This is a genomic window from Burkholderia sp. BCC1993 (genome assembly GCF_905339865.1).
GTDB lineage: Bacteria > Pseudomonadota > Gammaproteobacteria > Burkholderiales > Burkholderiaceae > Burkholderia.
Genome location: NZ_CAJPGZ010000003.1, coordinates 289,587 through 307,628, shown reverse-complemented (window position 1 = coordinate 307,628; position 18,042 = coordinate 289,587). Strand labels below are relative to the sequence as shown.

Here is an 18,042-nt window from a genome sequence, read left to right as displayed (position 1 = left end):
TAGAATCGCCACTTCTTCACGGGGATTCTGCAAGATGCAATGCAAGACGTTCTACGTGGCATTCAAGGACAACATGGACGCTCTCGGTTTGCCCGCGCCAACAAGCCTGTTTGCCGCACAGCAGACCGCAATCGGCACGCTTGCGACCCTTCTCGGCACGCTCCGGACGCTTGGTTCGACTGCGACGGTCGGCGATCTGATAGGCGCCACGACCGGGCTGGAATTGCTGGCAGCCGCGTCTGCGCTGGGTGCGAGTTTTTACGTTGGCGCAGTGATCGGCAGCCTGGTCGTAGCGGCGGATGCGTCATTTGTGTGCGACAGGCATGACGTGGCTGCGGTCAATGGAATTCGCGGCTGGGCGGCCCGTCGCGGTCTTGCAATTCCGCAAGACGTCTATCGTGTGATCGCGCTGCATCCGGAGGTGTTCCGTCCGACGCCGTGTAGTGTGACGTTTGCCATTCGTGCACGAGCAATCGGGAGGGCGATCGCGTGAGCAAGCTTTCGGACAGGGTCAGTCTGATCGCAGCAGCAGTCGTGGTTGCTGCCGTCGCTTGGACATTGCTGCACTACTCGGGGGATTGGTTCTTCCCCGTTGCGACGCTCATCGCGCTGGTTGTGCTGCTCGCAGACAATCGGCGATTGAAGAAGCGCTTGCGTGACTTGGGTCATGACTCACGTTCGCGCAAATAGCGATGTGCGCATGGCAGGCGTCGCACGATACCGCGAGAATGTTCGATGCTCAATTCAATCCCTCAGATCCTCGGGGTAATGGGGTAACGAAATGGACATTCACCCGATTCGAACAGCGGCCGATTACAAGGCCGCACTGAAGGCAGTGTCTGCGCTTGTCGATCTGGACCCCGCGCCGGACACGCCGGAGGGCGACGAGTTGGAGATCATGGCGATCCTGATCGAGCGCTATGAGGCCGAGCACTTCCCGTTGGTTTCGCCGAACCCGATCGAAATGGCGCCATGAGGCGCCATTTTTTTGCAGGAATTGCGTGCGGAAATTGCGAAAGGGCGACGCCTGCCGCGCCCCATGCCGTCTCAACGCGTCGCGATCGCCACCGCCGCACCCGCCATCGCGGTCGCGCTCGTGCGGTTCGCGACCCGCTTCGCGCGTGCCGACGTCAGAAATGCCCGCGCACGCACCGCGAGCAGCGACCAGAAGCAGTCGGCGAGAATCAGGATCGCGAGCATCGTGCCGACGAGTTCGGCCCACGCGAGCACACCGACATGCGTCAGATCGACGATCGTCGGCAGCAGCGCGAGATAGAACAGCATGATCTTCGGATTGCCAAGCGTGACCAGTGTGCCCGCGACGAACATGCGCCACGGCGACTGGCCGCGCGGCAGGTCGCCGGCCTGCGTGTCGGTCGGCGCGGTCCACATCTTCCACGCGAGGAAGAGCAGGTACGCGACGCCGAGCAGCTTCAGCACGAGCAGGCCCGTCTCGAACGTGCGCGCGAACGCCGACAGCCCGGCAACCGCCAGCGTGAGCCACAGCGCCTCGCCGATCCACATCGCGGCGAGGAACGGCAGCACGTCTCGCACGCCGTTCGTCAGCACGCGCGCGACGAGCGCGGCGACGCTCGGGCCGGGCGTGCCGGCGGTGACGAGCAGGGCGATGGCGAACACGGCGAGCGCGGACAGCGTCATGGCGAACCTCGTGGGCAAGGCGTTCGAAAGGTATGAAGTTTCGATTATAGTGACGGCCGTTCCCGCCTGCCTACCTCGTCGTGATGACAGTATCGATCCGGATTCGCCCCGCCACGCGGGAAGACTCGGCCGCGATGGCCGCCGTGGAAGTGGCCGCCGCCCAGCGCTTTCGCGACATCGGCATGCCCGACATCGCCGAAGGCGAGCCGACCGATGCGGCCGACGTGCTCGCACGCATCGATGACGGTCGCGCGTATGTGGCGACGGACGAAGCGGGGGCCTGCGTGGGTTTCGCGTTCTACCGGCTGCTCGATGCGCAGCGGCTTTATCTGGAGGAGCTGGACGTCGCGCCGTCGCATGCGGGGCAGCGGATCGGCGCGCGCCTGATCGAACGGATCATGACGCGCGCCGCACAAGACGACATCGCACAGGTCGTGCTGTCGACGTTCCGCGACGCGCCGTGGAATGCGCCGTACTACGCGCGACTAGGCTTCCACATCATCGACGACGCATCGCTCGACGACACGCTGCATGCGATCCGCGCGCATCACGTCGCACGCGGGCTCGACGAGACGCAGCGCGTGTTCATGCGCGCGGACGTGCGCGCATGAACGTGCCGCCGGCCGTCAGGCCGCGTCGCTGAGCGCCGGGTAGTCGGTGTAACCCGTTTCACCGTCGGCGTAGAACGTCTCCGGCACCGGCTTGTTCAGCGGTGCGCCGAGCTCGAGTCGACGCGGCAGGTCCGGGTTCGCGATGAACAGCTTGCCCCACGCGATCGCGTCGGCGTGGCCGCTCGCGAGCGTGTCCTGCGCCGATTCGAGCGTGAACTGCTCGTTCGCGATCAGCGGGCCGCCGAACGCCTCCTTCAGACGCGGGCTCAGCTGGTCGCCCGAATACGATTCACGCGTGAAGATGAACGCGATCTTGCGGCGGCCGAGTTCGCGTGCGACGTAGCCGAAGGTCGCGGCCGGGTCGGAATCGCCCATCGTGTGCGCGTCGCCGCGCGGTGCGAGGTGCACGCCGACACGGCCCGCGCCCCACACGTCGATCGCCGCGTCGACCACTTCGAGCAGCAGGCGCGCGCGGTTCTCGATCGGGCCGCCGTACGCGTCGGTGCGCAGGTTGGTGCTGTCCTGCAGGAACTGGTCGAGCAGGTAGCCGTTCGCGCCGTGGATCTCGACGCCGTCGAAGCCCGCCTTCTTCGCGTTTTCCGCGCCCTTGCGATACGCGGCGACGATACCCGGAATTTCATCGATGTCGAGCGCGCGCGGCGTCACGTACGGACGCGGCGGCCGCACGAGGCTCACGTGACCGCCCGCGGCGATCGCGCTCGGCGCGACCGGCAGGCCGCCGTCCAGGAACACCGGATCGGAAATCCGGCCGACGTGCCAGAGCTGCAGCACGATGCGGCCGCCCGCCGCGTGCACGGCCTGCGTCACGCGCGTCCAGCCTTCCACCTGCTCGTCGGACCAGATGCCCGGCGTGTCCGCATAGCCGACACCCTGCGGCGTGACCGAAGTCGCTTCGCTGATGATCAGGCCGGCCGATGCGCGCTCGGCGTAATAGCGGGCCATCAGGTCGTTGGGCACGCGCGCGCTGCCGGCGCGGGCACGGGTGAGCGGCGCCATCACGACGCGGTTCGGCAGGGTCAGGTCGCCGAGGGTAACGGGGTCGAACAGGGTAGGCATGGAGATAACCTCTTCACGAAAGGCGGGATGGCCGTCGCGTCGTGCGCAACGGGTGGCCCGCATGGCCTGGGTCAGAGTTCGCGGCGCAGGGCGTCGAGAAATGCGTCGATGACGGCCTCGTTGCGCCGGAAGAACGCCCACTGGCCGATCCGCGTCGACGTCACGAGCCCCGCGCGCTGCAGCGTCGCGAGGTGCGCGGAGACGGTCGACTGCGACAGCCCGCAGCGCGCGTCGATCTGCCCGGCGCAGACGCCGTGGTCGTACGGCAACGTCTGCTCCGGAAAATGCGCGCCCGGCGTTTTCAGCCAGACGAGGATTTCCCGGCGCACGGGGTTCGAGAGCGCTTTCAGGATCGCGTCGATGTCGAGTTCGGTCGGCATGGAAGGGCGTGGTGTTCGGGGCAAACGGGTATCGTCGATGGGCGAATCATATATCGGAAAATCACGATACGCGCGAAGGCACTGATGGAAGTGGGGTTGTTGATCTGTCGGACTTCAGCGCGTCACCCGTTCCCGTACTGCGCGAACAGCCACCGCCGCATCGCCTCGAGCGCTTCCGAATGCGCATTGGCCTGCGGAAAGACGACGTAAAACCCGAGCGACATCGGAAACGAAAAATCGAACACGCGCCGCAGCCGGCCTTCCGCGATATCGCGTTCGACCAGCGGCTCGCTGGTCAGCGCAATGCCCTGACCGGCGACCGCGGCGTCGATCGCGAGCAGCGACTGGCTGAACCGCGGCCCTTTGGTCGGATCGGCCCGGCCTTTGCCGCCGAGCTTGTCGATGAACTCGGGCCACAGATCGTGCGCGTCGTGCAACAGCGCGTGCTTTGCGAGGTCCGCGGGCGTCCGGATCGGCGAGTCGCTGTCGAGCAGTTTCGGGCTGGCGACGGCAAAGATATCGAGCGGAAACAGCAACTCGGCGACCAGGCCGGCCGGGAACGGCGGCTTGCTCAGTCGAATCGCGATGTCGACGCCGTCGGCCCGGAACGACGCAAGCCTTTCGTCGGCGATCACGCGCACCTCGATGTCGGGATGCAGCCGGCCGAAGTCCGACAGGCGCGGAATCAGCCACTTCGACGCGAACGACGGCGTCGTGCTGACCGCCAGAACCGTCGGGCGCTGACCGAGCGCGTCCGTGGCGTCGGAGATGATCTGCAGCGCGCGCTGGACCGACGAAAAATACTCGAGCCCTTCGCGCGTCAGCGCCAGCCCCCTGGGCAGCCGCCGGAACAGCTGAACCTCCACGACGTCCTCCAGATGCCTGACCTGTTGCGCCACCGCGCCCTGGGTCACGCCGAGTTCGTCGGCGGCCAGCCGGAAATTGAGGTGTCGCGCGGCGGCCTCGAACGCGCGAAGCGCATTGAGCGGCGGGAACCGGCGGGTACGCAATAGCGCCTTCATGCAGTAGAAATTCTACAGGGTGGGTGGAGAAATCATGGTTCGACAAGCCGATTATAGAGTCCTACAGTGCTGCCATAGACGATGATCGCGGCGCTGCGCCGACCCATTCAGGAGAACAGCATGACTGTAGAGAAAGTGGCTTTGGTGACGGCGGCGGGCAAGGGCATGGGCGCCGCGATCGCGCGGGATCTCGCGAGCAACGGTTATCGCGTCGCGCTGATGTCGCCGTCCGGCAGCGCGGTCGAACTGGCGAAGGAACTCGGCGGGTTCGGCGTGGCGGGGTCGGTCATCGAAGACGCCGACATCGCGCGCTTCGTGAACGAGACGCTCGCGAAGTACGGCCGTATCGATGCGGTCGTCAACAATACCGGGCATCCGCCGAAGGGCGACCTGCTCTCGATCGACGACGACAAATGGCACGAAGGGCTTGACCTGATCGTGCTCAACGTCGCGCGCGTGCTGCGGCGCGTGACACCGGTCTTCCTGAAGCAGGGCGGCGGCGCGGTGGTCAACATTTCGAGCTTCGCGGCCGACGCGCCCGAGCAGGCGATGCCGGTGTCGTCCGCGCTGCGCGCGGCGCTCAGTGCCTTCACGCGCCTGTACGCCGATCGGTACGCGAAGGACAACATCCGCATCAATTCGGTGCTGCCCGGCTTCATCGACAGTTGGCCGGAGACGCCCGAGATCGTGGCCCGCATTCCGGTCGGCCGTTTCGGCAAGACACAGGAGATCGCGCAGACCGTGACGTTCCTGCTGTCGGAAGGCGCCGGCTACATCACCGGGCAGAACATTCGCGTCGACGGCGGCATCGTGCGCGCACTGTGAGCCGGTGCCGGGCAGGGTGGTGCGCGCGCGGACGTTGCGCCGGCCGCCTCAGTTGTGCCGTTCACCGATCCGGTTCTCTTCCGGGCTCCAGACGCTGAGCCCTTCCGTCGGGGCCATCGGCTGATCCCACGGCCGCGCGGCGATCGCCTGCATCGTCGCGTCGAACCCGGCCTGCCGGCGCGCCGCGATGCCGTCCGGCGTGAAATCGATGTCCTTCCACTGATCGTCGCCGTCGAGCCGCGGCGCCGCGAGCTTGATCACGTGCATCGTCGTCTGGCAGCCCCACGCGGCGAGCGCCTGCACGTCGGCCGACGTACGCTCCGCTTCCGGCAGCCGCATCACCAGTTCCTTGATCACGTGGCGCAGCCGGTGAATCTGCTGCTGCCGCGCGATGTTGCCGTCCGTGCGGCTCGCGTACTGGATGTCCTTCTGCCGCTCCGACACCTGCCAGATGCTTTGCGGCTCGGGCCCGACCGGATTCCACATCTGCACCGAGAAGATGATCGAGCTGCGGCGCGGCGCATCGTCGAGCACGACCTCGACCGGCGTATTCGAATAGATGCCGCCGTCCCAGTAGGGCGCGCCGTCGATCCGCACGGCCGGGAACGCGGGCGGCAGCGCGCCCGAGCCCATCACGTGGTCGATGTCGAGCGGCCGGTCGCGCGAATCGAAATAGCGCATCGTGCCGGTGCACGCGTTGACCGCGCCGACGGTCAGTCGCGGCCGGCACGCATTCAGCAGGTCGAGGTCGATCAGCGACGCGAGCGTGTCGCGCAGCGGCTCGACCACGTAATACGACGCGTGCTCGACGCCGACCCGCGCGAGCGGCCCGAGCCACGCGGCGGGATTCGGCCGGAAGAATCCCGTGAGGCCCGCGCCGATCACCGCGAGTTCCGAGCCGATCTTGTCCCAGGTCGTCGGGAAGCCCGGCACGGTCACGGCGGGCCGTTCGGTGACGTGGCGCCAGAATTCGGCCATTCGCTGCGCGCGGTTCGCGGGCGCGTTGCCGGCGATCAGCGCCGCGTTGATCGCGCCGATCGACGTGCCGATGACCCAGTCGGGCTGGATGCCCGCCGCGTCCATCGCCTCGAATACGCCGAGCTGGTATGCGCCCAGTGCGCCGCCGCCCTGGAGCACGAGCACGACCTGTCCGGGTAGCTTCGGGTGTGCGGGTTGACTTGCCGTCATCGCTTGCCTCGTGGTCGGTGACGGCCGGCGGGGGCCGGCCGGTTGGAACCAGTGTAGGCGATCGGCGGGCGTCGCTCCGCGGTGCCGGACCTTCGCGCGCATGGTGCGGCGCGGCGCGTCATTCCACGGTGATGGTCTCCTTCATGTACGGATGAATCCCGCAGAACACCTTGTAGACCCCCGGCTTGTCGAAGCGGAACGAGTAGGTCTCGTCCTGGTCGAGCGCATTCGAATGGAAGATGCCCGCGTCGTTGACGACGGTATGCGGTTCCGCGTCGAGGTTCTTCCACGTGACCGTCGTGCCGGCCTTGATCGTGGTCGACATCGGCGAAAACATGAAGTTGTGGATCGTCACGAGCGGGCCGGCCGGGGGTTGCGCGAATGCGGCGAGCGGCGCGCCGGCGGCGGCCGCGCACAGGGTCAGCGCCGCCAGCAGCGTCGAGGGCTTGAGGAAGGTCATGTCGGTCTCCTTGCGTAGCGGAATCGGGCGGGGGATCAGGCGAGGGATCAGGCCAGCGTCGTGTCGCGCAGCGACGCCGCCACGGGATGGCCGGCGAAGTCGACGGTCGTCACGCCGAGCATCGCGGGCAGCCGGTCGCGCGGCACGGTGAGCGGCACCGGGCCGGGGCCGTTGCCGGCGGTCGGCTGCGGAAACGCGGTGGAGCGCGCGGTGTGGAACGTCACGTTGCCTTCGACCTTCGACACGATCTGGTGAATGTGCCCGTTCAGCACGGTGACCGAGCCGAAGCGGCGCAGCAGCGCCATCGTCTGCGGTGCGTCGCCGGTGCCCCAGCCCCACGGCTCGTAGATGGTCCACATCGGCATGTGCGAGAACACGACGATCGGCGTGCTCGACGATTGCCCCTTCAGATCCTGCGCGAGCCACGCGAGCTGCTCGTCGCCGAAGCTGCCGAGCCCGTTCGGCTTGAAGTGCATCACGTTGACGAGCGCGACGAAGTGCACGCCCGCGTGATCGAAGCTGTAGTAGCCGCGGTTGTCCGACGCCTTGCCGAAGCGACTGAAATATTCGGCGCCCGAGCCGTCGGTCACGTCGTGTTCGCCGGGCACCGTATGCAGCTCCGGCACGCGCAGCGCGGACAGCAGTTGCGACGCTTGGTCGAACTCCGCTGCCTTGGACAGGTGCGTGATGTCGCCGGTATGGATCGCGAGCGCGGGCGTGGCAGGCATCGCGTTGACGAGCTCGATGGTCTGCCGCAGCGTGGCCGCGACGTCGGGATTCGCGTCCTTGTTGAAGCCGATGTGCGTGTCGCTGATCTGCACGAACAGCGGCCGGCCCTTGTCCGCGGGGAGTGCGGCGCCGCTTTGCGCGAGCGCGAGATCGAACGGCGTCAGAATGCCGCCCGATAGCGTAAACAGCGTGCCGAGGCCGCCGAACGCCATGCATTGCAGGGCTTTGCGGCGCGACGGGCGGGTGGGATTCGATGAAGACATGTGAGCCTCGCATTCGTGTGACGGAACCGGACGGCCGGATCGTCCTGGAATAAGCCGGCGCCTTCGTATGCCATACCGCGGCGGCGGCGGATTTATTCCCGCGCGTGACGAGGTTGCTCGCGGCTTGCGGCGCAATGACGGACCACCGACGGATGACCTGTCAATGTCCTGTAAGTGACACGTCACGTTTGCGTCATGTGCACTCGATAGCCTGCGACACCGAATCACTTCTCCGGAGCCCCTCATGCCGAATCTCGCGGCAACGCTCCACAAGCTGTTCTGAGCCGCGCCGGCTGAAGGCGCATCCGGCCGCGCGTCACGCGGCCGATCCCATCGATTTTCAATTCGACCAAGACGCTACCGATGGATATCAGTTTCTTCGATCCGAATCGCACCGCCAACGCGTCCGCGTGGCGCGTGCTCCCCAACCGCTGGGATGCGGTCGCGTTTCCGCTGATCATCGGCATACTCGCGATGGCGATCGTCGGCTTTCATCAGACGATGGCGCCGATCGCCGTGCTGCAGACGCAGAAGATCTCGCTCGATCCGTCGAACCTGCCCGAATACGCGTTGCGCACCACGCTGCGGATGCTCGCCGCGATGGTCGCGTCGCTGGTGTTTACGCTCGTCTACGGAACGCTCGCCGCGAAAAGCCGTCGCGCCGGCATGGTGCTGATCCCGATCCTCGACATCCTGCAGTCGGTGCCGGTGCTCGGCTATATCTCGTTTACGGTCACGTTCTTCCTCGCACTGTTCCCGGGCCGCGTGCTCGGCGCCGAGCTCGCGGCGATCTTCGCGATCTTCACGAGCCAGGCGTGGAACATGACGTTCAGCTTCTACCAGTCGCTGCGCACGGTGCCGCGCGACCTGAGCGAAGTGTCGCGCGGCTTCCACCTGACGCCGTGGCAGCGCTTCTGGAAGCTCGAGGTGCCGTTCTCGATGCCGGGGCTGATCTGGAACATGATGATGTCGATGTCGGGCGGCTGGTTCTTCGTCGTCGCATCGGAAGCGATCACCGTCGGCAACCAGACGATCACGCTGCCGGGCATCGGCGCGTATCTCGCGCAGGCGATCGCCGACAAGAACCTCGGCGCGGTGGGCTGGGTGATCGTCGCGATGTCGGTCGTGATCCTCGCGTACGACCAGTTCCTGTTCCGCCCGCTCGTCGCGTGGGCCGACAAGTTCCGGATGGAGAACACCGCGTCGGGCGATGCGCCGCAATCCTGGCTGCTCGACATGATGCGACGCACGCACCTGATCCATCAGTTACTCGTGCCGGCCGGCTGGCTGCTGTCGCAGGCCGCGCGGATTCCGTTGCGCGTGCCGGCGCTCACGGGCAAGCGCTCGCGCGGCACGTCGGCGCGCGGTTCGTCGCGCGTCGGCGACATCGTGTGGGGCGCGTTCGTGATCCTGCTGACCGTGTACGTCGGGTGGCGCGTCGTCAGCTTCGTCGCGACCGGCGTGACGATGGGCGAGGTCGGCCATGTGCTGGTGCTCGGGCTGATCACGTTGCTGCGCGTGCTGGTGCTGATCGCGATCGCGTCGGTGGTCTGGGTGCCGCTCGGCGTGCTGATCGGGCTGCGCCCGAAGCTGGCCGAGAAGATCCAGCCGCTTGCGCAGTTCCTCGCCGCGTTCCCGGCGAACCTGCTGTTCCCGGTGTTCGTGATCGTGATCGTCCACTTCCATCTGAACGCGGACATCTGGCTGTCGCCGCTGATCGTGCTCGGCACGCAGTGGTACATCCTGTTCAACGTGATCGCCGGCGCGATGTCCTATCCGAACGACTACAAGGAAGCGACGAAGAACTTCCGCATTCGCGGCTGGCAGTGGTGGCGGCAGGCGATGCTGCCCGGCATCTTCCCTTACTACGTGACCGGTGCGATCACCGCATCGGGCGGCGCGTGGAACGCGAGCATCGTGTCGGAGTTCGTGCAGTGGGGCGACACCAAGGTCGTCGCGCATGGCCTCGGCTCGTACATCGCACAGATGACCGCCGCCGGCGATTTTCCGAAGATCATCCTGGGCATCGCCGTGATGTCCCTGTTCGTCACCCTGTTCAACCGTCTGCTGTGGCGTCCGATGTACGCCTATGCGGAATCCCGGCTCCGTCTCGATTGAGAGTAAGCGCGATGCAAAACCAGACCGTAATCAACGCCCCCGTCCAGACGTCCCAGCCGCTTCAGCCGCCGCGCCTCGGCGAGGAAATCCTGCGCGTCGAGCACGTGAATCGCGGCTTCAACAAGACGCAGGGCGAGTTGCTCGTGCTCGACGACGCGAACCTGTCGCTGCGCGAAGGCGAGATCGTCGGGCTGCTCGGCCGTTCGGGCTCGGGCAAGTCCACGCTGCTGCGGATCATCGCCGGGCTGATCGAGCCGACCGGCGGTGACGTGACCTATCTCGGCAAGCCGCTGCGCGGCCCGGCCGAAGGCGTCGCGATGGTGTTCCAGACCTTCGCGCTGTTCCCGTGGCTGACCGTGCTGCAGAACGTGGAAGCCGGGCTGGAGGCGCTCGGCGTCGGCGCACGCGAGCGGCGCGAACGCGCGCTCGCCGCGATCGACCTGATCGGTCTCGACGGCTTCGAGAACGCGTATCCGCGCGAGCTGTCGGGCGGCATGCGCCAGCGCGTGGGCTTCGCGCGCGCGCTCGTGGTCGACCCGACGATCCTGCTGATGGACGAGCCGTTCTCGGCACTCGACGTGCTGACCGCCGAAACGCTGCGTACCGACCTGCTCGACCTGTGGACGCAAGGCCGCATGCCGATCAAGTCGGTGCTGATCGTCACGCACAACATCGAGGAAGCGGTGTTCATGTGCGACCGGATTCTCGTGCTGTCGTCGAACCCGGGCCGCGTGATCGCCGAGATCAAGGTGCCGTTCAAGCACCCGCGCAACCGGCTGGATCCGGATTTCCGCAAGCTGGTCGACGACATCTACGCGAAGATGACCGCGCGCCAGACCGGCGAGGCGACGAAGAAGGGGCTCGAGCTCGGCAGCTGGATGCCGCGCGTGTCGACCAACCTGATGGCCGGCCTGATCGAGACGCTCGCGATGGCGCCGTATCACGGCCGCGCGGACATGCCGGAAATCGCGCGCACGCTGCATCTGGAAGTGGACGAACTGTTTCCGATCGCCGAAGTGCTGCAGTACCTCGGTTTCGCCGACGTGCGCGAAGGCGACGTGTTCCTGACGCCGCCCGCGCGCGTGTTCGCGGAATTCGGCACGCAGGAACGCAAGCTGATGTTCGCGGATCACCTGCTGAAGCACGTGCCGCTCGCCGCGCGGATCCGGAAGGTGCTGAACGAACGCCCGGGGCATCGTGCGCCGCGCGTGCGTTTCGAGCAGGAGCTGGAGGATTTCCTGTCGGACGAGGCGGCGGAGGAAACGCTCGACGCCGTGATCGACTGGGGGCGTTACGGCGAAGTCTTTTCGTACAACGACAAGACGGAAGTGTTCAGTCTCGAGGACGTCGAGAGCTGACGCCCGCGCCCGAATGACGCGCGACCGTCATTCGGGCAAATCCCGCTGGTTCGCATCCTGCTCGCTGCCGCCCGTACTGAGCTGCTCGATCTTCTCCATCCGCTGCCGCGCGAGCTCAGGAAGCCGGTTCGTCACACCGATCACCAGCGCTTCGGCGAGCGCCAGCGCCGGCACGTTGGTCTGCAGCATCGCGAACGGGCGCCCCTGGATCCGCAGCACGATCACGGCGAACGCGCTGATCGGCGAGCGCCATTCGTCGGTGATCAGCAGCACGCGCACGCCGAGCTGGTGCGCGGCCTGCGCGAACCGGATGCTGTCTTTTTGATAGCGGCGAAAATCGAAAATGACCAGCACGTCGCCGGGCCCCATGTCGCTCAGCGACACCGACGCGAGATTCAGGTTCGGCTCGACGTACTGCACATGCGGGCGCGCATACGCGAGCGTGAACGAAAACAGCGACGCGAGCGGCGCGGTATAACGCCCGCCGCCGCAGAACACGCGGATTTCCGGATCGGCCAGCAGCGTCACCGCTTCGTCGAACGCCGCCGCGTCGAGTCCCTCGATCGTGGTGGCAAGCGATTGCGAGAGCCGCTGGAAGATCGCCGCATGGCTGTCGCGCATCCCCGATTCCGAGTGGAACGCATCCATCCGCGCGAGCGGCGAATTCATCGCGGTATCGATCTCGTCGTGCAGCGCCTGCTGGAACGACGAGTAGTTCGGAAAGCCGATCCGCACGACGAAGCGGAACACGGTCGGGTCGCTGACTTCGGCTTGCTTCGCGAAACTCGCGATCGGCCCGAGCCCGAGGCTCGGATAGCGATCCAGCAGCGCGTGCGCGACCTTCTGTTCCGACGGCGTGAAGCTATCCATCTGGGATAGCAGCAACGCCCTGATGCTTGTCCCCATCGGGCACTCCGGCTTGCTCGTATCTGAATGAATGACAAACGGCAGACATGCGTCTGCCGGCGAGGCCGTTGCATGTTAGCCGATCGCCGCGCCGCGGACCGTGTGAAGCCACAGATTAGAGGGGCGCATCATTCGGGGCGTCAATCGGCCGATTATGTAATGTATTAAACATTATCGATCGGAACCTTTCCATTCATTCATCGAGAATTCAGTGATTACCCTAGGTTTTGACATGAAAATGCCGATGCTATGATCGCGGCCTCGCCGGAATGTATGGTTTATTACATGCCGGATCAGCAGCGTCGTCCGGCCTTCCGAGTCGGTTGCGCATCCCGGCATGGCCCGGTCATTCGTCTGGAGGATTCCGTCATGAGGCGGCTCGTCGTACTCACCCTGTTGTCGGCCATCAGCGCAGGCGCGCTCGCCGCTTCGGAACCCGCGGTGGAAGCGAAGAACGGCATGGTCGTGTCGTCGCAGCACTTCGCGTCGCAGATCGGCGTCGACATCCTCAAGGAAGGCGGCAACGCGGTGGACGCCGCCGCGGCGGTCGGCTACGCGCAAGCGGTGACCAATCCGTGCTGCGGCAACATCGGCGGCGGCGGCTTCATGACCCTGCACCTGGCCGACGGCCGCGACCGCTTCATCAACTTCCGCGAGACCGCGCCGGCCGCGGCGTCGGCGAACATGTATCTCGATGCGAACGGCAACGTGATTCCGGACGACAGCCTGTACGGCTATCGCGCGGTCGGCGTGCCGGGCACGGTCGCGGGTCTCGACCTCGCGCAGCGCAAGTACGGCAAGCTGACGCGCAGGCAGGTGATGGAGCCGGCGATCCGGCTCGCGCGCGACGGCTTCGTGCTGACGCGCGGCGATACGGACATCCTCGACACGACGATCGAGCGCTTCAGGAAGGACCCGGAAGCCGCGCGCATCTTCCTGCGCCCGGATGGCACGCCGCTGCAGCCGGGCGACCGCCTGGTGCAGAAAGACCTGGCACGCACGCTCGAGCGCATCGCGGAGCAGGGCCCCGACGCGTTCTATCACGGCGAGATTCCGAAGATCGTCGAAGCTGCGGCGAAGCGCGGCGGCGGGGTGATCACGGCGGCCGATTTCGCGTCGTATCGTGCGCAGGACATGGCGCCGCTGACCTGCACGTATCGCGGCTACGAATTCGTGTCGGCGCCGCCGCCGAGTTCGGGCGGCGTGACGATGTGCGAGACGCTGAATGTGCTCGAAGGGTATGACCTGCGCAAGTTCGGCTACCAGTCGGCGTCGGTGGTCCACTACATGACCGAGGCGATGCGCCACGCGTACGAGGATCGCAACACGCTGCTGGGCGACCCGAACTTCATCGACAATCCGGTCGCGAAGCTGACGAGCAAGCAGTATGCGGCCGAGATCCGCAAGCAGATCAGCGGCGACATGGCGACGGCATCGATCGACGTGCAGCCGGGTGTCGGCGTGCACGAGAAGCCGGAGACGACCCACTACTCGATCATCGACCGCGACGGCAACGCGGTGTCGACCACGTACACCGTCAACGGCCGCTTCGGTGCCGTGGTGATCGCGCCGGGCACGGGCTTCTTCCTGAACGACGAGATGGACGACTTCACGGTCAAGGTCGGCGCGCAGAACCTGTTCGGCCTCGTGCAGGGCACGCGCAACTCGATCGCACCGGGCAAGCGTCCGCTGTCGTCGATGGCGCCGACGATCGTGAAGAAGGACGGCAAGGTGTTCATGGTGGTCGGCTCGCCGGGCGGCTCGCGCATCATCACGATCACGCTGCAGACCGTGCTGAACGTGATCGACTACGGGATGACGCCGCAGGATGCGGTCGGTGCGCCGCGTGTCCATCATCAATGGCTGCCGGACCAGGTCTATTACGAGACCCGCGGCTTGTCGCCCGACACGCTCGCGATCCTGCGCAACATGGGCTACAAGATGGTCGAGCAGACGCCGTGGGGCGCCGCCGAGCTGATCATGGTCGGCCTGCCCGGCACCGAGGCGGTGAGCCATCAGAGTTCCGGCAACGATTCGTCGGTGTCGGGCAACGTGCGCGTCGGCTACATCTACGGCGTCAACGATCCGCGCCGCCCGGCCGGTTCGGCGATCGGCTACTGACCTGACCTGACCTGAGCTGATTTGATTTGATTTGATCTGATTGCACCAGGCTGAACGGTTGCCCCGGCGTTCGCCATCGCGCAAGCGCCGGGGCAGCGACAGCGCGTCCGTTCGCGGACGTCCGCAGTATCGAGCGTGGCGGGTGCCCGGAATACCGGGCCCGACCGCCCCGCAATGCGCGCCGTGGCACGGCACTGATGCGCGCATTTTTTTCCTTCATTCCTGCTCCGTGCGTCGAGTTCCGTTATGAACAAACGAATGTCTGCGGCAGTCTGGATCCTGCTCGCGATGGCGGCCGGCATCTTCATCGGCTACCTGATCTATACGCAGTTTCCGGACAAGCAGTCGGCGACCGAGATCGCCGGCTACATCTCCCTCGTGTCCGACGTGTTCCTGCGCCTGATCAAGATGGTGATCGGCCCGCTGGTGTTCTCGACGCTCGTCGTCGGCATCGCGCACATGGGCGATGCATCGTCGGTGGGACGCGTGTTCGTGAAGGCGTTCGGCTGGTTCGTCACCGCGTCGCTGATCTCGCTGCTGCTCGGGCTGCTGATGGCGAACCTGCTGCGCCCGGGCGAGAACCTCGGCCTGCCGCTGCCGGATATCGGCGCATCCGCGCATCTCGCGACCTCCAAGTTCACGCTGAAGGATTTCGTCAGCCACATGGTGCCGAAGTCGATCGCCGAGGCGATGGCGAACAACGAGATCCTGCAGATTGTCGTGTTCTCGATGTTCTTCGGCGTCGCGCTGTCGGCACTCGGCGAGCGCGGCAAGATCCTCGTCGCCGCGATCGACCAGCTGGCGCACGTGATGCTGAAGATCACCGGCTACGTGATGAAGCTCGCGCCGCTCGCGGTGCTGGCGGCGATGGCCGCGACCGTCGCGGTCAACGGGCTGTCGGTGTTGTTGAAGTTCGCGGTGTTCATGGGCGACTTCTACGTGAGCCTGTTCCTTCTGTGGAGCACGCTCGTGATCGCCGGCCTGCTGTTCCTCGGCCGTCGCGTATTCAAGCTGCTGGTGCTGATCAAGGAAGCGTTCATGCTGTCGTTCGCGACGGCCAGCTCCGAAGCCGCGTATCCGAAGATCCTCGACGCGCTCGACCGCTTCGGCGTGAAGCGCAAGATCTCGAGCTTCGTGATGCCGATGGGCTATTCGTTCAACCTCGACGGCTCGATGATGTACTGCACGTTCGCGTCGCTGTTCATCGCGCAGGCGTACAACATTCACCTGTCGCTCGGCACGCAGATCACGATGCTGCTGGTCCTGATGCTGACGTCGAAGGGGATGGCCGGCGTGCCGCGCGCATCGCTCGTCGTGATCGCCGCCACGCTGCACCAGTTCGACATCCCGGAAGCGGGGCTGCTGCTGATTCTCGGTGTCGACACGTTCCTCGACATGGGGCGCTCGGCCACCAATGCGGTCGGCAATTCGATCGCCAGCGCGGTGGTCGCGAAGTGGGAGGGCGAGCTGATGTCGGAGTCCGAAGCGCAAGCGCATGCCGCGCATCTCGACGCGGAACTGGAACGGCAGAACCGTGATCCGGCCTATGGTGCCGGTCAGGCGACGTCCGTTTAAGCGGCACACGCCTCGTCGATGCACGCCGCCAGCACCATCGCGGCGGCGTTGCCCGGCGCCGAGCCGAGCAGTTGCGGCGCGTAGACGCTGTCGCCGGGCGCGATCGGCCGCCCCGACAGCGCGCAGACGCCGCGCTTGCGCGTCGTGAACAGCCGCCACTTCTGGTAGCCGTAGTGGCCGGTGCACGCGTCGCACCACGAAATCATCACGGTGTCGGCCGTGGGCCGCTCGAGCACGCTGATCGTCGGCTGGCTCGTCGGATCCCACGACGGCAGGCGATCGCGCGTGATGCTGCGCCGTCGCGGGCCGGCCCATGAAACGGACGGCATGTCGAAGCTGCCGATCGCGGCGACGGTCCTGAGCCAGGCAACTGCACTGTTGCTCATCTTTGCTTTCCTCGAAACGTTGGGCGACGCCGCGAACCGCGGCGTCACGACAGGCGGATGCGCGGCTGCACGCAGCCGTTGATCCGTTCGGCGAGCCACAGCAGCGTCGCCTTGGAGAATCCGTGCAGCGCCTGCTGGTGGCGCCGGTACAGCATCAGGTGGCTGAATTGCGCGAAACGCCCCTGGATGAAACCGCCGCGGAAGAACCCGAATTGGCCGAGCGTGCCGAACGCGTCGTAGTCGCTGATCGACACGAGCGCGCCGAAATCGTGGAACGCGAACGGCGGCAGCGGCTTGCCGTCGAGCCATGCGGGCAGGTGCTTCGCGAGATGCTCGGCCTGCTGGGTCGCCACCTGCGCGGTGGGCGGCAGCGGCCGTTCGTGGCCGTCGGGCTGCAGGCTCGCGCAATCGCCGATCGCGAACACGTGCTCGTCGGCCGTGGCCTGCAGCGTGGGCCCGACCAGGATCTGGTTCGCGCGGTTCGTGTCGAGCCCGCCCAGCGCCTGCATGAAATCGGGCGCCTTCACACCCGCCGCCCACACCATCAGATCCGCTTCGGCAAACGAACCGTCGCCGTAGTGGAAACCGTTCGCATCGGCTGCCGTCACGCGCGTCGACGTCAGCACGTGAAAGCCGATCTGCTCGAGCCGCCGCTGCGCCGACGCGGAAATCCGCGGCGGAAATGCGGCGAGGATGCGCGGGCCGCTCTCGAGCAGCGTGAGCCGCAGCCGCTCGCGCACCGTCGCGTCGCCATACGCCTGCGCCACTTCCAGCAGCCGGCTCAGTTCCGCCGCCAGTTCCACGCCCGTCGCGCCCGCGCCGACGATCGCGACGCGAAACGGCTCGTCGCGCGCGATGCTGCGGAACACGCGCATCCGCAGCGCTTCATTGAAGGTTTCGGCCTGCTGCTGGCTGTCGATGAAGTAGCAGTGCTCGCGCACGCCCGGCACGCCGAAATCGTTGGCCTGGCTGCCGAGCGCGAGGATCAGCACGTCGTATTCGAGTTCGCGCGCGTCGATCACGCGTTCGCCGTCCTGCGAGCGAATCTCGCCGAGCTGCACGCGGCGGCGCGCGCGATCGAGCCCCTTCAATTCGCCGGGCTGGTACGTGTAGCCGTGATCGCGCGCATGGGCGAGAAAGATCACCTGCTGTTGCTGCACGTCGCGCGTACCGGCCGCGATCGTGTGCAGCATCGGCTTCCAGACATGGGTCGGGCTGCGGTCGACGACGGTGACCTGGGCGCGCCCGGTGCGGCCGAGACGTTCGCCGAGGCGGGTTGCGAGCTGCAATCCGGCGATGCCGCCGCCGACGATCACGATGCGAGTAGGGGTTGTCATGAATAAATCATCACGTGATGAATAAGG

At 66.3% G+C, this 18,042-nt stretch carries 19 protein-coding genes; 9 read left to right on the top strand and 10 right to left on the bottom strand.

All coding sequences use genetic code 11. The annotated features are described in order from the left end of the window. Nucleotides 1-34: 34 nt before the first annotated feature. The 3 genes from U4Y91_RS06445 to U4Y91_RS06435 all read left to right on the top strand — a co-directional run bounded on the left by U4Y91_RS06445 (nucleotide 35) and on the right by U4Y91_RS06435 (nucleotide 976). Complete coding sequence (locus U4Y91_RS06445) at nucleotides 35-493, top strand: hypothetical protein (protein ID WP_321804194.1); 459 nt, start codon at nucleotides 35-37, stop codon at nucleotides 491-493. Next, nucleotides 490-690, top strand: coding sequence for a hypothetical protein (locus tag U4Y91_RS06440; RefSeq protein WP_321804193.1), 201 nt, complete (start codon nucleotides 490-492; stop codon nucleotides 688-690). The genes U4Y91_RS06445 and U4Y91_RS06440 overlap by 4 nt, the downstream gene beginning before the upstream one ends. 91 nt (nucleotides 691-781) lie before the next feature. Then, a complete protein-coding gene (locus tag U4Y91_RS06435; protein WP_415750447.1) occupies nucleotides 782-976 on the top strand; it encodes a helix-turn-helix domain-containing protein in 195 nt (64 codons plus the stop codon). A 71-nt stretch (nucleotides 977-1,047) separates the two neighbouring features. Here U4Y91_RS06435 and U4Y91_RS06430 read toward each other — a convergent pair whose 3' ends face one another. After that, nucleotides 1,048-1,659 carry a LysE family translocator gene (locus tag U4Y91_RS06430; protein ID WP_044846680.1) on the bottom strand — a complete coding sequence of 204 codons (612 nt, stop codon included), beginning with the start codon at nucleotides 1,657-1,659 and terminating at the stop codon, nucleotides 1,048-1,050. Between the two features lie 83 nt (nucleotides 1,660-1,742). Between U4Y91_RS06430 and U4Y91_RS06425 the strand changes: the two genes are divergently transcribed. Continuing rightward, a complete protein-coding gene (locus U4Y91_RS06425; RefSeq protein ID WP_321804191.1) occupies nucleotides 1,743-2,270 on the top strand; it encodes a GNAT family N-acetyltransferase in 528 nt (175 codons plus the stop codon). A 15-nt stretch (nucleotides 2,271-2,285) separates the two neighbouring features. On the opposite strand, the gene U4Y91_RS06420 is transcribed toward U4Y91_RS06425, so the two are convergent. The 3 genes from U4Y91_RS06420 to gcvA form a co-directional block, all read right to left on the bottom strand. After that, nucleotides 2,286-3,347 (bottom strand): alkene reductase, encoded by a 1,062-nt coding sequence (locus U4Y91_RS06420; RefSeq protein WP_321804190.1) that lies wholly within the window; start codon nucleotides 3,345-3,347, stop codon nucleotides 2,286-2,288. Between the two features lie 71 nt (nucleotides 3,348-3,418). After that, entirely contained in the window at nucleotides 3,419-3,727 is a 309-nt protein-coding gene (locus U4Y91_RS06415; protein WP_059449595.1) for an ArsR/SmtB family transcription factor, read from the bottom strand. A gap of 122 nt (nucleotides 3,728-3,849) precedes the next feature. Continuing rightward, nucleotides 3,850-4,749, bottom strand: a complete 900-nt coding sequence (gcvA, locus tag U4Y91_RS06410; RefSeq protein ID WP_321804189.1) for a transcriptional regulator GcvA — start codon at nucleotides 4,747-4,749, stop codon at nucleotides 3,850-3,852. A gap of 120 nt (nucleotides 4,750-4,869) precedes the next feature. Here gcvA and U4Y91_RS06405 point away from each other — a divergent pair, with 120 nt between their 5' ends. Further along, entirely contained in the window at nucleotides 4,870-5,574 is a 705-nt protein-coding gene (locus U4Y91_RS06405; protein WP_321804188.1) for an SDR family oxidoreductase, read from the top strand. A gap of 48 nt (nucleotides 5,575-5,622) precedes the next feature. Here U4Y91_RS06405 and U4Y91_RS06400 read toward each other — a convergent pair whose 3' ends face one another. The 3 genes from U4Y91_RS06400 to U4Y91_RS06390 form a co-directional block, all read right to left on the bottom strand. Continuing rightward, on the bottom strand, nucleotides 5,623-6,762 hold the full coding sequence (locus U4Y91_RS06400; protein ID WP_321804187.1) for a patatin-like phospholipase family protein: 1,140 nt from the start codon (nucleotides 6,760-6,762) through the stop codon (nucleotides 5,623-5,625). 118 nt (nucleotides 6,763-6,880) lie between these two features. Further along, nucleotides 6,881-7,222 carry a cupredoxin domain-containing protein gene (locus U4Y91_RS06395; RefSeq protein ID WP_321804186.1) on the bottom strand — a complete coding sequence of 114 codons (342 nt, stop codon included), beginning with the start codon at nucleotides 7,220-7,222 and terminating at the stop codon, nucleotides 6,881-6,883. A gap of 47 nt (nucleotides 7,223-7,269) precedes the next feature. Next, on the bottom strand, nucleotides 7,270-8,214 hold the full coding sequence (locus U4Y91_RS06390) for a metallophosphoesterase family protein (protein ID WP_044846687.1): 945 nt from the start codon (nucleotides 8,212-8,214) through the stop codon (nucleotides 7,270-7,272). A 363-nt stretch (nucleotides 8,215-8,577) separates the two neighbouring features. Here U4Y91_RS06390 and U4Y91_RS06385 point away from each other — a divergent pair, with 363 nt between their 5' ends. Then, nucleotides 8,578-10,332 (top strand): ABC transporter permease subunit, encoded by a 1,755-nt coding sequence (locus U4Y91_RS06385; RefSeq protein WP_321804185.1) that lies wholly within the window; start codon nucleotides 8,578-8,580, stop codon nucleotides 10,330-10,332. Between the two features lie 11 nt (nucleotides 10,333-10,343). Next, nucleotides 10,344-11,690 (top strand): nitrate/sulfonate/bicarbonate ABC transporter ATP-binding protein, encoded by a 1,347-nt coding sequence (locus tag U4Y91_RS06380; protein ID WP_321804184.1) that lies wholly within the window; start codon nucleotides 10,344-10,346, stop codon nucleotides 11,688-11,690. Nucleotides 11,691-11,717: 27 nt separating this feature from the next. Here the strand turns inward: U4Y91_RS06380 and U4Y91_RS06375 are convergent, their stop codons facing one another. After that, on the bottom strand, nucleotides 11,718-12,596 hold the full coding sequence (locus U4Y91_RS06375; protein ID WP_321804183.1) for a MurR/RpiR family transcriptional regulator: 879 nt from the start codon (nucleotides 12,594-12,596) through the stop codon (nucleotides 11,718-11,720). Between the two features lie 369 nt (nucleotides 12,597-12,965). On the opposite strand from U4Y91_RS06375, the gene ggt reads away from it, so the two are divergent. After that, complete coding sequence (ggt, locus tag U4Y91_RS06370; RefSeq protein ID WP_321804182.1) at nucleotides 12,966-14,717, top strand: gamma-glutamyltransferase; 1,752 nt, start codon at nucleotides 12,966-12,968, stop codon at nucleotides 14,715-14,717. A 246-nt stretch (nucleotides 14,718-14,963) separates the two neighbouring features. Then, nucleotides 14,964-16,292 (top strand): dicarboxylate/amino acid:cation symporter, encoded by a 1,329-nt coding sequence (locus tag U4Y91_RS06365; protein WP_321804180.1) that lies wholly within the window; start codon nucleotides 14,964-14,966, stop codon nucleotides 16,290-16,292. Here U4Y91_RS06365 and U4Y91_RS06360 read toward each other — a convergent pair. Together U4Y91_RS06360 and U4Y91_RS06355 are read right to left on the bottom strand one after the other, a co-directional pair. Continuing rightward, nucleotides 16,289-16,678, bottom strand: coding sequence for a DUF3331 domain-containing protein (locus U4Y91_RS06360; RefSeq protein ID WP_321804179.1), 390 nt, complete (start codon nucleotides 16,676-16,678; stop codon nucleotides 16,289-16,291). The genes U4Y91_RS06365 and U4Y91_RS06360 overlap by 4 nt on opposite strands. Nucleotides 16,679-16,722: 44 nt before the next feature. After that, nucleotides 16,723-18,015 (bottom strand): NAD(P)/FAD-dependent oxidoreductase, encoded by a 1,293-nt coding sequence (locus tag U4Y91_RS06355; protein ID WP_321804178.1) that lies wholly within the window; start codon nucleotides 18,013-18,015, stop codon nucleotides 16,723-16,725. Nucleotides 18,016-18,042: the final 27 nt, after the last annotated feature.